General features: G+C 66.2%; 15 protein-coding genes. 5 read left to right on the top strand and 10 right to left on the bottom strand.

Annotation, left to right across the window (positions count from 1 at the left end; all coding sequences use genetic code 11):
* Positions 1-28 precede the first annotated feature (28 nt).
* From H5U26_RS03170 to H5U26_RS03125, 10 genes are all read right to left on the bottom strand, one after another.
* Positions 29-1,099 (bottom strand): 2Fe-2S iron-sulfur cluster binding domain-containing protein, encoded by a 1,071-nt coding sequence (locus tag H5U26_RS03170; RefSeq protein ID WP_290616566.1) that lies wholly within the window; start codon positions 1,097-1,099, stop codon positions 29-31.
* A gap of 112 nt (positions 1,100-1,211) precedes the next feature.
* Entirely contained in the window at positions 1,212-1,700 is a 489-nt protein-coding gene (locus H5U26_RS03165) for an aromatic-ring-hydroxylating dioxygenase subunit beta (protein WP_290616564.1), read from the bottom strand.
* A gap of 244 nt (positions 1,701-1,944) precedes the next feature.
* On the bottom strand, positions 1,945-2,418 hold the full coding sequence (locus H5U26_RS03160; RefSeq protein WP_290616562.1) for an aromatic-ring-hydroxylating dioxygenase subunit beta: 474 nt from the start codon (positions 2,416-2,418) through the stop codon (positions 1,945-1,947).
* Positions 2,419-2,429: 11 nt separating this feature from the next.
* On the bottom strand, positions 2,430-3,260 hold the full coding sequence (locus H5U26_RS03155; RefSeq protein WP_290616560.1) for a hypothetical protein: 831 nt from the start codon (positions 3,258-3,260) through the stop codon (positions 2,430-2,432).
* A 20-nt stretch (positions 3,261-3,280) separates the two neighbouring features.
* Positions 3,281-3,577, bottom strand: a complete 297-nt coding sequence (locus H5U26_RS03150; protein ID WP_290616558.1) for a hypothetical protein — start codon at positions 3,575-3,577, stop codon at positions 3,281-3,283.
* 16 nt (positions 3,578-3,593) lie between these two features.
* Complete coding sequence (locus tag H5U26_RS03145) at positions 3,594-4,160, bottom strand: aromatic-ring-hydroxylating dioxygenase subunit beta (protein WP_290616556.1); 567 nt, start codon at positions 4,158-4,160, stop codon at positions 3,594-3,596.
* Complete coding sequence (locus tag H5U26_RS03140) at positions 4,157-5,515, bottom strand: aromatic ring-hydroxylating dioxygenase subunit alpha (RefSeq protein WP_290616554.1); 1,359 nt, start codon at positions 5,513-5,515, stop codon at positions 4,157-4,159. The genes H5U26_RS03145 and H5U26_RS03140 overlap by 4 nt, the downstream gene beginning before the upstream one ends.
* 103 nt (positions 5,516-5,618) lie before the next feature.
* Entirely contained in the window at positions 5,619-6,875 is a 1,257-nt protein-coding gene (locus H5U26_RS03135) for a Rieske 2Fe-2S domain-containing protein (protein ID WP_290616552.1), read from the bottom strand.
* A 36-nt stretch (positions 6,876-6,911) separates the two neighbouring features.
* Positions 6,912-7,742 (bottom strand): hypothetical protein, encoded by an 831-nt coding sequence (locus tag H5U26_RS03130; protein WP_290616550.1) that lies wholly within the window; start codon positions 7,740-7,742, stop codon positions 6,912-6,914.
* Positions 7,743-7,811: 69 nt separating this feature from the next.
* Positions 7,812-8,198 carry a hypothetical protein gene (locus tag H5U26_RS03125; RefSeq protein WP_290616548.1) on the bottom strand — a complete coding sequence of 129 codons (387 nt, stop codon included), beginning with the start codon at positions 8,196-8,198 and terminating at the stop codon, positions 7,812-7,814.
* A gap of 215 nt (positions 8,199-8,413) precedes the next feature.
* Here H5U26_RS03125 and H5U26_RS03120 point away from each other — a divergent pair, with 215 nt between their 5' ends.
* The 5 genes from H5U26_RS03120 to H5U26_RS03100 are packed head-to-tail and all read left to right on the top strand — an operon-like array spanning position 8,414 to position 13,953.
* Entirely contained in the window at positions 8,414-9,004 is a 591-nt protein-coding gene (locus H5U26_RS03120; protein ID WP_290616546.1) for a hypothetical protein, read from the top strand.
* Positions 9,005-9,054: 50 nt separating this feature from the next.
* Positions 9,055-10,626 carry an FAD-binding oxidoreductase gene (locus H5U26_RS03115; protein WP_290616544.1) on the top strand — a complete coding sequence of 524 codons (1,572 nt, stop codon included), beginning with the start codon at positions 9,055-9,057 and terminating at the stop codon, positions 10,624-10,626.
* The gene (locus H5U26_RS03110) at positions 10,626-10,967 is read left to right on the top strand and encodes a cytochrome c (protein ID WP_290616542.1); all 342 of its coding nucleotides are present in this window, start codon (positions 10,626-10,628) and stop codon (positions 10,965-10,967) included. The genes H5U26_RS03115 and H5U26_RS03110 overlap by 1 nt, the downstream gene beginning before the upstream one ends.
* An 18-nt stretch (positions 10,968-10,985) precedes the next feature.
* Entirely contained in the window at positions 10,986-12,455 is a 1,470-nt protein-coding gene (locus tag H5U26_RS03105; RefSeq protein WP_290616540.1) for an aldehyde dehydrogenase family protein, read from the top strand.
* Between the two features lie 34 nt (positions 12,456-12,489).
* The gene (locus H5U26_RS03100; protein WP_290616538.1) at positions 12,490-13,953 is read left to right on the top strand and encodes a non-oxidative hydroxyarylic acid decarboxylases subunit C; all 1,464 of its coding nucleotides are present in this window, start codon (positions 12,490-12,492) and stop codon (positions 13,951-13,953) included.
* The last annotated feature ends 1 nt before the right edge of the window (position 13,954 follow it).

The raw sequence follows: 13,954 nt of genomic DNA, 5'->3' as shown, positions 1-13,954 counted from the left end.
CAGCGCCCGTCCGCTGGGACGGGCGGATTCAAGCCTTCAAAGCGAGGCTGCTGGAATCCAGAAACTTGTCGTAATGCACGTGCTCATCGGCAACGCCGGCGGCCGCCAGCACCGCCAGCGCCGCATCGATCATCGGCGGCGGGCCACACAGGTAGGCATGGCGGCTGGCCAGGTCCGGCACCTGGGGCGCGGCCAGGAATTCGGTCACCAGGCCCCGGGCGCCGGCCCAGCCAGTGTCGGGCGGCTCGTGCGACAACACGGGTACAAAACGGAAGCTGCCGGCCCAGCGCGCGGCTATGGCCTCGATCGCGTCCAGCTTGTACAGATCGGCCTGCGTGCGGGCGCCGAACAGGAACACCGCATCGCGCGCGACCCCCGCATTGGCGGCCGCCTCCAGCACCGACAGCACCGGCGCCAGGCCGCTGCCACCGGCCACGAACACCAGCGGCGCATCCGCAGCGCGCAGCCAGAAATCCCCGCCGGGGCCGGTGATCTCCAGGGTCTCGCCAACGCGGGATTGCTCAAACAGCCAGCCGGTGAACTGCCCGCCGGGCGTCAGGCGGATGAAAAAGCTCAGCTCCCGGTCTCCGCCCGCGGTGGGTGAGGCGGCAAAGGAATACTCGCGCGCCCGCGCGATGTGGGCCGGGCGCAGGGCCGCGTACTGCCCGGCCGTGTAGGCCAGGGGCTGGTCCAGTGCGACACGTACCTCGACGATGTCGCGCGTCAGCGGCAGCTGCGCAGCGATGCGGCCCTGGGTGGTGATTTGCGGGTGGTGCGGGCGCTGGCTGTCGATGTCGACCTCCAGCACGATCCGCTCGCCGGGCGCCACCTTGGCCTGGCAGGCGAGGATATAGCCGGCCTTGAGCTCCTCGGCGCTGAGCACATAAGAGAAATCGCGGATGGCCTTGACCTTGCCCTCCCGCAGACGGCTGCGGCAGGCCATGCAGGTGCCGACCTTGCAGCTGTGCGGGAAATCGACGCCGGCCTCCAGCGCCGCCTGCAACACGCTCTGGTTGCCGGGCACGGGCAGCTCGATACCCAGCGGCTCGATACGGACGATGCCCGGTTCCTTGGGCTGGCGTTTGAATAGGCCGAACATGCGCAATTCCTTTGCCGGGCTGGCGCCGCGGCACTACCGGCCACGGCCTTCAAGACACGACGGCCCCGATACCCGACAGGATACCGGGGCCGCGCCGAGCGCTGCGGGCGCTTCAGACGTTGTAGACGTCGACCACCGACGGGATGGTGTCGTTCATCAGTACGATCTTCTTGCGCGCGATCAGCAGCTTGCCCTGCTCCTCGCGCAGCCCATAGGTATAGCTGCCATAGAAGGAATCGGTCTTCTCGTGGCGATAGGCGTTGCCCTGCCAGTTGGCCTTGACCTGCAACAGGCCGTCGACCACGGCGCCAACACGGATGTTGGTGACCAGGTGGCAGGTGCGCGGCAGCGGCGTCGAGGCCGATGACATGCCGGACTTGATGCGCCAGATGCGGTCTTCCAGGCCGCTGCGGTCGCTGTAGTAAATAAGCGAGATTTCGCTGGTCGGATCCTGCGTCAGCTCGTGCTCGCTGTCCCAGGCCGGCATCCAGTACTCGACATCGGGCGTGAACAGGGCCAGCCAGTCGTCCCAGCGCTGCTCGTCCAGTGCCGCCGCTTCCTCGAACAGAAGCGCGCTTACTTTTGAAAATTGCTCGCTCATGAATCGTCTCCCTCGCTCTCGTACGGGCGCTTGGCATGGCGCAAATGGGGGATAAGGATGCTAGCCGAAGCAGGCCATGCTGTCCACGCGCGGGGCGAGCCACCAGGGGAGCGCTGAATAAATCCATCCTGGATTTTCCGGGCACTGAAGAAACAGCGAAGCCAAAACGCAAGCCGCCCCACCTGGGCAGTCCCAGACGGGGCGGTGGCTTGTCAAGCAACGCAGCGCCGGAGCGCCGTGCGCATCAGATTGGCGTCACCATCAGCGTCTGGATGCGGTTGGTGTCGAACACGCACAGCTTTTCCTTGAAGCGCAGCTGCCCATTCACACGCACCATCTTGTCCAGGTACTTGCCGGCGTTGTAGATGCGCGTCTCGCCGTCCAGCAGGGTCTGGAACACGACGTAATTGGTCTGCGCGCTGATCACGCCATCCTGCTCGCCCAGCACCCGAACGTTGCTGACCAGGTGGCGGTAGAAGTGCGGGGCGTAGATGTTGGCCTTGCGCAGGGCCACGATGCGGTCGCGCAGCATGCCCTTGCTGTCGCAGAACATCACCGCCACCGGCAGGCCAAGATCCGCGTTCTCGCGCGGGATGACCTTGTAGACGCAATCGTCGGTGAAGAAATCCGGCCAGCTTTCGAGCTGGTCGTCGTCGATGCACTGCACGTAGGCGTGGATCAGTTCCTCGACTTCGTAACGCAGGGGGAGCTGGTTCATTGGGTCTCCGGTCAGGCTGCCAGTTTGAGTTCCGCGATGCCGATGCCCGTGATCCACGGCGGCATCGGTTCGTAACAGAACAGCTCGCCGCGGATGCCGGCCGGCATGGCTGCCATGGCGACGATCCAGTTGCGGATTTCCAGCGCGCCGTTGCCGCCGTGCTCGAGCACGTACTCGTCGCTCAGGTTGACCAGGCCGTCGACGTCGCCGCGCTCGACCATGCCCAGCACCAGGCGATCGAACTCGGGGTTGACGCGGCCCATCTCGGCGGTGCCGACCCAGTGGCTGATGCCGCCGGTGCCGTACACGACGACGCGATCATCGCCGGGGAAGGCCGCCACCGCGGCGCCGATCATCTGCCCAAGTTCCTTGGCCCGCTTGGTCCGCAGCAGCGGCGTCACGCCAGCGGCGGTATAGATCGGGATGGTGCGCATGCCGGCAGGCGTGACGGCCTTGTGGATCGGGATCATGGTGCCGTGGTCGAGCACCAGGGACTTGGCCACCGCCCAGTCGAAACCGCGATCGAAACCGAAGTTCATGATGTGCTCGGCCAGCGCCGTGTTGTTGGGCACCGTATAGCGCTCGATGCGCAGCCAGTTCTCCTCCGGCCCCTCGACGTCGCCGATGCCGATCAGGTAGGGCGGCAGGCAGTGCGGGCCGAACATGGTGAAATGGTCGTCGCCGATCACGATGGCCGTGTCGGCCTTCAGTGCCTTGACGCGCTCGACCACCCGGGCAAAGGCGGCCTCCACCGCAGCCACCTGGGCCGGGTCGGCGATTTCCGGATTGCCGGTGATGAGGGGGTCGTGCGGCATGATGAAACCGCCAACGATCTGTGCCATGCGATGTACTCCGTGGGGGATCAGGATTGTGGCGGCATGCCCGGGAACGGCGGCATGACCCCGCCGTTCATGTGCTCCAGATACGAGAACGGCATGCCCTCGGGGCCCTTGAGCATGGGCCACACCATCATGGTCAGCAGGGTGCTGACGCCACGCTCGGCCAGTGCCTTCAGGTCCACGCGCTTGATCATGTCCCGTTCGTCCGGCTCCAGCCGGTAGGGGGCCAGGTAGCCGTCCGGATCGGCCCGGAAGGCCGCGATACGGTCCGGATCGGTACCGAATTCCCAGAATACTTTTTCAACGGCATAGAGGCTCACGGCAGGCTCCCGCTTCTTAAAGAAACATGTACAGGTTCTTGTCCAGCACCACCCGCTGGTCAAGCACGATCTTGCGCCGCAGCAGCCGCAATTGGCCATCCGCGCCGCGGCGCAGCAGGTCCTCACGACCGTAGAAGTGGTGGGTCTCGTCCCGCTGGCGCCGGTTGCGGTACACGTGCACGTTGCAGAAGGTGCCGATCAGGTCCGGCTCGGCCGTGTGGTAGGCCTCGATGTTGGTGACCAGAAAGCGCACCCGCGATGGCGGGTCTTCCATCCACACCAGGCCCGTCTCCAGGCGCTGGATGCGCTTGCCAAGGTCGGCGAAGTTATCGTTGTAGACCGCCGGCTCGGCCGGCGTCGGCTGTGGACGCGGGTCCTTGGCGAAACGGTCTTCGAGGATCGGCAGCCAGTAGTGGATGTCCGGATCGACCATCGTTTCCAGCCACTGACGCGCCTGACGGCCGTTTTGCAGCCGCGCCTCGCGAAAGTAGAACTGCGACACGGCGTGATGCAGCGCCAGATCCACCGGCCGGGTTTCGTCCGGCTGCACCGGGCTGAAGGATTGCAGGGTGGGCGCATTCATGCCGCACGCTCCGTGGCCTTGGCCTCGGCGGCGCCCTTGATCAGGGCGTCTTTCCAGGTAGCGTCGTTGGCGCGCACCGCGTCCCAATTCTCGGCCTGCATCATCTCGGCCCAGAAGCGATAGAAGCCGCGATAGGACGTCTCGCCGATGAAGTTCTTGCCGATGATGCCCGGCAGTTCCGGATGCTCGGCATCGTTGATCTGACCCATCTGGCTGTTCATCATGCCCTTGCGGGTCTGCGGGCCGCGGTTGGACCAGGTGCAGGTTTCCATGTTCTCGCCGTCGTCGCTCTCCAGCGTGCCGGCGGTGCCGAAGGTATGGATGGCCTGCTTGACCACCTCGGCCTTCAGTTCCGGCGACATGGCCTTCTCGACCAGCGTCCAGGTCCAGACCTCGATTTCGTTCGGGCCGCGCGGGTTCCATACCTTGAAGGTATTGGTGCCATACAGGTACGAACAGTTGGGAAAGATCCCGGCGTTCCAGTGGCCGGTGTAGAGCTTGGCCCGCCACGGACCCATTTTTTCGGTCACCGCCGGCAGATTGGCGTAGGCGTAGTCGCGGTAGGCCGGGGCATCGTGAAGCACCCCCAGGCCGTCCCAGATCACTCCAAAGCCGTGGCCGTGACGCGAGGTAACCTGCAGGCCGGCGTCGTCGAAGGGGATTTCCGCGTTGCCGGCCAGGCCGGACAGCGGCCCGCCCAGCACCTTGATGGCCGCGGCATGGGTCCAGCCGACGTGGTAGCCGTCGCCGATGAAGTTCTCGGCCGGCACCTTCCAGTTGCAGCGCAGGATGGATTTCATCGGCGGACCGACCAGCTCGGCGCCGCCGGTGCTGTCCATCCAGGTGTCCAGGTACCAGCCCATCTCGCCCAGGTAGTCGGTCAGTGTAGGCGCCTGTGGATCGAAACAGCCGAACACGAAGCCGCGGTAGCTGTCGACCTTGGCGACCTCGCGCAGGCCAGCGTCGGCCTTGTCGAAGTGTCCGTAGTAGGCGGACTGCTCCAGCGGCAGGGCCGCCAGGGAGCCATCGGCGCCGAAGGACCAGCCGTGATAACTGCAGGTAAACGCCTTGGCGTTGCCGGAATCGGCATGGCAGACCTGGTTGCCGCGGTGGGTGCAGGAATTCAGGAAGGCCTTGATCGAGCCGTCCTTCTGGCGCACCACGATGACCTTGTCCTCGCCCATGTAGGCGGTCACGAAATCGCCGAAATTCGGGATCAGGCTCTCGTGGGTCAGGAACAGCCAACAGCGGCCGAATACGCGCTCGAGCTCCTGCTCATAGACCTCCTGATCCCAGAACACCCGCTTGCTCTGGACGCCGTGGGCGACATCCACCAGTTCGTCTACCTTGACCACGTTTCACCTCCGTGTTGACGCAGTGGGCCAGTCCAGGCCCGCCAGGGGGTGTCGATTATGCCGCAAGCGGTTCTCATTCGCCGTGACCTGGCGGCGGGCCTGATCACAGCTGCATGAATTGCCGGTAGCCGCGCCAGAAGCCACGGATCGAGTTCTCGTCCATGCCGAGCCGATCCAGGTCCGCGTCGCTGTCGCCGCCCATGGAGAGCACCGAAGCGGCGCCGGCTTCGACCCCGGCCAGGCCCTGCTGCACGATCTGGACCGCCTCGCCGTCTTCCATCGATATGAAACCGGCCGGGCCGACCAGGTTGATGTTGCGCAGGCGGTGCGCACGGATTTCGGCGCTTTCCCCGGCGTAGCCGAAGAAGGTCCATACCACCTCGGTGTCGGCGATACCGCGGGTGACGATCTGGCGCGTGGCCAGCGTGTTCTGGATCTGCTGCAGCACCACGTTCGGGAACAGCGACTGGATGGTCAGCGAGATACCGTCGGCGTAGTCGTCCTTGAACTCGATGACGCGGCTGTCGGCCAGGCTGTCGGCGGCCGGCATGGCCCGCATGCCCTTGTTCTGGTACTCGGAAACGTCCCCGCCGCTGCCCGATGTCATGATCTGGAACAGGTTGTGGAAACGGTGGCCCTGGTCCATCACCGCCGCGCTGTCCTGCGCCGGGCGGTAGATGCCGAAGGTCGGATAGAACAGATGCAGCAGGGCGCCGTGGTAGCTGTCGCGGGTGTTCTCGGCGTACAGCTTCCAGTTGCCGCGCATGTGCTGGCGGGCGGTGCCCAGCACCTCGATCGGCCGCCCCAGCACGCGCCGGATATTGGCCAGCATGACCGGCCCCAGGTAGTCGTGCAGCGGCTCGGCTTGGTCGTCGAAGGTGGCGAACACCATCGACTCGACGCACTCGACGCGCAGTCGTTGCAGGCCGTGCTTTGCCATGTCGAAGTCGGCCGGATAACCACCCTTGCCGCCCAGGCCCCTGCGAAACGGCACGCCGACCAGATCGCCCCGGTTGTCGTAGGCCCATTGGTGGTAGACGCAGGTGTGCGTGCCGGATGCGCTGTGGCCGCGCAGTTCCCGGCACACCAGGGCGCCGCGATGGGCGCAGCGGTTGACCCAGGCATGCAGGCTGCCGTCGACATCGCGGCTGAGCACCACCGGCGTGTCGCCGACAAAGTTGGTCTTGAAGTCCCCGGCGTTTGGCACCTCCTCGGCCAGGCCAAGGAAGTTCCAGGTCGGGCCGCGGAACAGGCGCTCCTGCTCCAGGGCATAGATGCCGGGGTCGGTGTACAGCGCGTAGGGAACCTGCGTGACTGCGCTGTGCGGCCAGACGGGAGACGAGGCGTGTGGTGCGTTCATGGTTTCGAATTGGACGGTTACGATCGGCGGGACGGTTCAGGCGGCCGGTTTCAGTTCGGCCAGACCCAGGCCGGTGATCCACTCCGGCACCGGCTCGTAGCAGATCACCTCGCCGCGAAAGCGCGGCATGGCGGCCATGGCGACGATCCAGTTGCGGATCTCGAAGGCGCCGTTGCCGCCCTCGCGCAACACGTAGGCATCGTCCAGCTCGGACATCGCCTCGACATCGCCGCGCACGACCATGTCGAGAATCATCTGGTCGAAGGCCTGATCCACCCGCCCCATGTCGGAGGTGCCCACGCGGTGGCTGATGCCGCCGCAGCCCATCACCACCACCCGCTCGTCGCCGGGGAAGGCCGCCACCGCATCGCCGATCATCCGCCCCAGCGCCAGGGCGCGCTTCATGCGCAGCAAGGGCGTCACGGCTGCGGCGGTATATATAGGTATGGTCCGCACGCCCGGGTTGGGGGTAACCGCAAGATGCACCGGGATCATGGTGCCGTGATCCAGCACCAGCGACTTGGCGACGCACCAGTCGAAACCGTGGTCGAAACCGTAGTTCATGATGTGCTCGGCCAGCGGCACATTGTTGGGCACCGGATAGCGATCGATGTGCATCCAGTTCTCTTCCGGCCCCTCGACGTCACCGATGCCGATCAGGAAGCTTGGCAGGCAGTGCGGCCCGAACAGCGCGAAATGATCGTCACCGATCACGATGGCCGTATCCGCCTGCAGTTCGGCGACGCGCCGGGCCACCCGCGCGAAGCCGGCCATGATGTTGGCCGCCTGGCGCTTGTTGGCGACTTCGGGAAAGGCCGTGATGGCCGGGTCGTGGGGTACGCAGAATCCGCCGACGATGCTTGCCATGTGCGTCTCCTCCTGGGGACTGTCGCGTGATGCCGGCGGCGCGGCCGCCATGCCGTGTTTATCGATGTATCAGGCGCCGACCTTGGCCGGGCCGCCGCCACGCAAGGCGCGCCTGATCGCCGCCCGCAGCTGGCGAAAGCGAATATAGCCCTTCAGGCCGATCGCCTTGAAGCCGGTCATGCCCATGTCCGGCAGCTTGCCGTCATTCATGTGCACAAGATAATCGAATGGCATTTCGTCCGAACCTTTCAGCAGCGGCCAGACCATCAACGTCAGCAGCGAACTGACGCCGTGCGCCTGCAGCGCCTTCAGGTCGACCGTGCGGATCATCGCCCGCTCCTGGTCGGTCAGCGCGTAGTTCTTCAAGTACGTGTCGGGATCGCGGCGAAACGCGTCGATACGCGCCGGCTTGTTGCCGAACTCCCAGAACACCTTCTCGACCGCATGTACGCTCATCGTCCTTCTCCTGCTGTGGCTGCCGCGAATTCCCCCGCCGGGGCCCGCATTTACCGGCCGATCGGTCGAGGCATTCTAACCAGCACGCGGCCTTTGGCCAGCATCGGCCAGAACGGGCGTTTGCCCGCCCGTTTGGGCAAGGCTAAGATGCCGGGTCAGCGTGCTCGCAGGGATTGCCGCGCACGCACGTCGTTGCCCACGAGGAGGGAGAGTCCATGGTTTCGCGTCGCGCGTTCCTGCGGGGTGGCAGTCTTGCCGGCCTGGCGTCGCTGGTTCCAGCCTCAGGCGCGGTGGTGCGTCCACGCGCAGCGCCGACCGGGCAGCCGTTCGAGGCCGTGTGCGATACCCGCCATGCGGACGGCGACGCCTTCCTGACTGCCGTCTCCCAGCGCGCGTACCGCAGCCATGGTGTCGGCGCGGATCCGGGCGCCGTGCTTGGCGTGGTGGCCGATGCCACGGCCGCCGGGCGGGCGGTACTGGGCCTGACCACGCCGACGGCGCTCATGATCGCCCGGCAGGTCGCGGCGCCGCACGGCTACGGACTGGCCTTCCACGGCGAGCATGACTACCTCGGCAATGACCGCCTGCGCCACCGCCTGCGCGGCGACGACGCCTGGCTGGGCGACCTGGCCACGCTGCTCGAGCGCAGCGCCGATGCCTGGCCGCACGCGCTCGGCCGCACCCTGGCGGGCCTGCCGGCAGACCGGGAATGCATCGCAACCCAGGCGGTCAGCTGCACTGCCCGCCACCCGGCGCGCAAGCCTGGCCAGATGGTGACCTGGCTGCTTGCGCCGATGCGCGCCTGATCCCGCACCGCAGCCGTCCGCACCCCGTTTCAACTAAGGAGAAACCCGACATGCCCACGCTGCCCGATTGGCTGACCCCGCAACAGTTCTTTCAGGCGGTGGAGGAAATGCGCGCCGTGGTCGGCAAGCAGTGGGTGGTGTCGGAAGACGGCCCGGCGCTGCGCAGCTACCGTGATGCCTTCTCCCCGGAAGAGGATGACGTGTTCCTGCCCTCGGCCGTGGTCGCCCCGGACGGCGTCGAGCAGATCCAGAAAATCCTGAAGATCGCCAACGATCACCGCGTGCCGCTGTGGACCATCTCCAGCGGCAAGAACTTTGCCTACGGCGGGCCGGCGCCGCGCAAGGCCGGCCACGTGGTGCTGGACTTGAAACGCATGAACCGCATCCTCGAAGTCAACGAGGAGTTCGGCTACGCGCTGGTGGAACCGGGCGTCACCTACTTCCAGCTGTACGAGTACATCCAGAAAAAGGGCTACAAGCTGTGGATCGACCCGGCCGCGCCCGGCTGGGGCAGCGTGCTGGGCAACACGCTGGAGCACGGCGTCGGCTATACGCCCTACGGCGACCACTACATGATGCACTGCGGCATGGAGGTGGTGCTGGCCGACGGCACGGTGCTGCGCACGGGTCAGGGCTCGCTGCCCGGCACGCAGTGCTGGCAGCTGTTCCAGTACGGCTTCGGCCCAGTGCTGGACGGCATCTTCACCCAGTCGAACTTCGGCATCGTCACCAAGATGGGCATGTGGCTGATGCCCGAGCCGCCGGGCTACATGCCGTTCATGGTCACCTACGAGCGCGAGGAAGACCTGCACGCGATCACCGAGGCGGTGCGCCCGCTCAAGGTGAACATGCTGATCCCGAACGGCGCCTTCACGGTCGGCCTGCTGTGGGAGGCGTCGATCAAGACCACGCGCGCCCAGTACGGCGATCCGAAAAAGCGCCTGCCCGACAGCGCGCTGAAGAAAATCATGTCCGACCACAAGCTGGGCATGTGGAACTTCTACGCCGCCCTGTACGGCCCCAAGCCGATGATGGACAACACCTTCAAGGTGGTGCGCGAGGCCCTGGGCGGCATTCCGGGCGCCAAGTTCTATTTCGACGAGGACCGCAAGGGCGACCCGTCCTGGGACTACCGCGTGAAACTCATGCGCGGCATTCCGAACATGACCGAGTTCAACATGACCAACTGGGTCGGCGGCGCCGGCGCGCATGTCGACTTCTCACCGATCTCGCCGACCCGCGGCGATGACGCGGTCAAGCAGTACGAGCTGATCAAGAACCGCGCGCACGAGTACGACTTCGACTACATCGGCGAGTTCGCGGTCGGCTGGCGGGACATGCATCACGTGTTCTCGCTCACCTTCGACCGTTCGGACGCCGACCAGCGCCGCCGCGCCCGCGAGCTGTTCGGCATGCTGATCGACGACGCGGCCAAGGCCGGCTACGGCGAGTACCGCACGCATCTGGCCTTCATGGACAGGATCGCCGGCACCTACAACTGGAACGACGGCGCCCTGTGGAAGCTGCACCACAAGCTCAAGGACGCGCTGGACCCGAACGGCATCCTGGCGCCCGGCAAGATGGGTATCTGGCCCAAACACATGCGTGAGGAGAAAGCCTGATGCGGCGCACACTCGGACTGATCCTGCTGGCAGCCAGCTGCGGTGCGATGGCCACCGAGCCCACCCCCGACGGCATCGACGCCCGGCCGCGCAGCGGCGAGAAATCCTGGGCCCTGTTCTGCGAGGGCTGCCACAAGCCCGGCACCGAAGGCCCCGGCACGCGCGTGCTGGCGGACCGCCTCGGCTGGGACAAGGCGCCGCTCAAGGGCCGCCAGGATCTGGACCCCGCCTATGTCAAGCACGTGGTGCGCCGCGGCCTGATCGAGATGGCACCCCTGCGCCCGACCGACATCACCGATGAGGAACTGGACGCCCTCATCACCTACCTGCGCCAACCCTGAGCACGACAAGGATCTCGCATGAACGCCCCGCAATCGACCACCCCCGTCACGCTGGACCATTGGATCGGCGGCGCCGCCGTGCCGCCGGCTGGCGGCCAGTATTTCGACGACCTGAATCCGCTGGACGACTCGATCTACGCCCGCGCCGCCGACGGCAACGCGGCGGACGTCGAGCGCGCCGTGCAGGCCGCCGCGCAGGCCTTTCCGGCCTTTCGCAAGCTGCTGGCCAAGGACCGCGAGGCGCTGCTGCAAAAGGCCGCCGCGCTGCTGGAACGCGACCGCCAGGACTTCATCGACATCCTCATCGACGAGGTCGGCTCGCCGTTGATGAAAGCAGGCTTCGAGGTGCAATTCGCCATCGGCATGCTGCGCGCCGCCGCCGGCGTGCCGCGGCGCATCACCGGGCAGACCCTGCCGTCCGATTCGGCCGACCGCTGGAGCCTGTCACTGCGCGAGCCGCTGGGCGTGGTGGCCGGAATCACGCCGTTCAACGTGCCGATGATCAAGGTCATCAAGCAGTCGGCGATGGCGCTGGCCTGCGGCAACACCTTCGTGAACCTGCCCTCCGAGCACGCGCCGCGGCTGTCGCTGCGGGTGGCGCAGCTTTATCACGAGGCCGGTTTTCCGGCCGGCAGCTTCAACGTGGTGCTGGGCAACGGCGCGCTGATCGGCGATGCCCTGACCGGCCACCCGCTGGTCAAGTCGGTCACCTTCACCGGCTCGTCGGTGGTCGGCCGGCACATCGCAGAAATCTGCGCCAAGCAGCTGAAGAAGTTCACCCTGGAGCTGGGCGGCAAGAGCCCGCTGATCGTCATGGACGATGCGGATCTGGCCGGCGCCGTGCGCGCCGCGGCCATGGGTACGTTCTTCTACCAGGGTCAGGCGTGCATGGCTTCGTCCCGCATCCTGGTGCAGCGCGGCATCTTCGATCGCTTCGCGCAGGCCCTGGCCGGTGCGGCAGCGGGCCTGAAGGGCGGCGACCTGCGCGATCCGGGCACCACGCTGGGGCCGATCATTTCCGGCCGCCAGCGCAGCCGCGTCAAGACGCACATCGAGGATGCCACCGCCAAGGGCGCGCGCGTGCTGGCCGGCGGCACGTTCAGCGGCTTTCAGTGCGCCCCGACGGTGCTGACAGACGTCACGCCCGCCATGACGCTGTTCTACGAAGAGACCTTCGGCCCGGTCACGTCGCTGTATCCGTTCGACACGCTGGAAGAAGCCCTCGCCATGGCCAACGACACGCCCTATGGCCTGTCGGCAGCCATCTACACCAGCAACATCAACAGCGCGCTGACGGCCGCGTCCGGCATCCACACCGGCATGGTGCACATCAATGCCCCGAGCCTGTACGACGAGCCGCACGTGCCGTTCGGCGGCGTCGGTCAGAGCGGCGTCGGCCGCGAAGGCACGGACTGTGACCTCGACGCCATGACCGAATGGAAGTGGGTGACCATCCAGCTGCCGACCGACGCGCCCGGCCACCACTGAGTTCACACGGACCCGACACCGGAGGCGACACGCCATGAACACATACTCCGACCTGCCGATCAAGCTGGCCAGTTCGGTGCGCTCGCTGCGCGACTTCCTGGACCTGCTCGCCAGCCACGACCAGTGCATCACCTGGCCTGACCCGGTGATGCCGGAGCCGGACATCCGCGAGATCTGCGTCGCCTCCGGGCAGGACGTGCCCGGCGCACCGGCCATCCTGTTCGACAAGATCCGCGGCTACCCGGGCAAGCGCCTGGTGACCGGCGTGCACGGCAGCTGGGCGAATCTGGCGGTGCTGCTCGGGCACCCGAAGAACACCACCATCAAGACAATGTTTTACGACATCATCAGCCGCTGGGGATCGGAGAAAGCGCAGCTGCCGCGCGTCAAGCCGGACCAGGCGCCGGTGCACGAGGTGCGCATCGAGCGCGACATCAACCTGTACGACATCCTGCCGCTGTACCGCATCAACGACTTCGATGGCGGCTATTACATCGGCAAGGCCAACGTGGTCAGCCGCGATCCGCTGGACCCGGACAACTTCGGCAAGCAGAACGTCGGCATATACCGCATCCAGCCGCATGGGCCGGACGAGTTCACGCTGATGAGCGTGCCGATCCACGACATGGGCCGGCACATGCAGGCGGCCGAGGAAACCGGCAAGCCGCTCAAGATCGCCGTCATGCTGGGCAACCACCCGGCCATGGCCATGTTTGCCGCCACACCCATCGGCTACGACGAGTCCGAGTACGCCTACGCCTCGGCCATGATGGGCTCGCCGATCGAGCTGACCGAATCGGGCAATGGTCTGGACATTCAGGCGCATGCCGAGATCGTCATCGAGGCCGAGTACATCCACGGCCGGCGCGAGTTCGAGGGGCCCTTTGGCGAGTTCCCGGGCTCCTACAGCGGCGTGCGCCGGGCGCCGGTGTTCAAGGTCACGGCCGTCTCGCACCGCAAGAACCCGATCTTCGAGAACATCTACATCGGCCGCGGCTGGACCGAGCACGACACGCTGATCGGGCTGAACACTTCGGCGCCGATCTACGCCGTGCTCAAGAAAGAATTCCCCGAAGTGGTGGCCGTCAACGCGCTCTACCAGCACGGCCTGACCGGCATCATCGCGGTCAAGAACCGCTTCGCAGGTTTTGCCAAGAGCGTGGCGCTGCGCGCGCTGTCGACGCCGCACGGGCTGATGTATCTGAAGAACCTGATCATGGTCGATGCCGACGTCGATCCGTTCGACCTGAACCAGGTGATGTGGGCGCTGTCGGTGCGCACCCGCGCCAGCGACATCATGGTCCTGAACGACATGGCCATGATCATGATCGACCCGGCCGCGGTCACGCCCGGCAAGGGCCATCACCTGATCATCGACGCCACCACGCACATGCCGCCCGACCCGATCGGCGGCGACGTGGAAATCGTCAGCCCGCCATCCGGCCCGGCCATCGATGCCCTGGCCGCCCGCATCCGTGCCCTGCAGGGAGGTAACTGAC

Origin of the sequence: Immundisolibacter sp., assembly GCF_014359565.1 — a bacterium.
Lineage (GTDB): Bacteria > Pseudomonadota > Gammaproteobacteria > Immundisolibacterales > Immundisolibacteraceae > Immundisolibacter.
The sequence above is the reverse complement of the archived record's forward strand: the minus strand, read 5'-3'. Positions and strand labels throughout refer to the sequence as shown.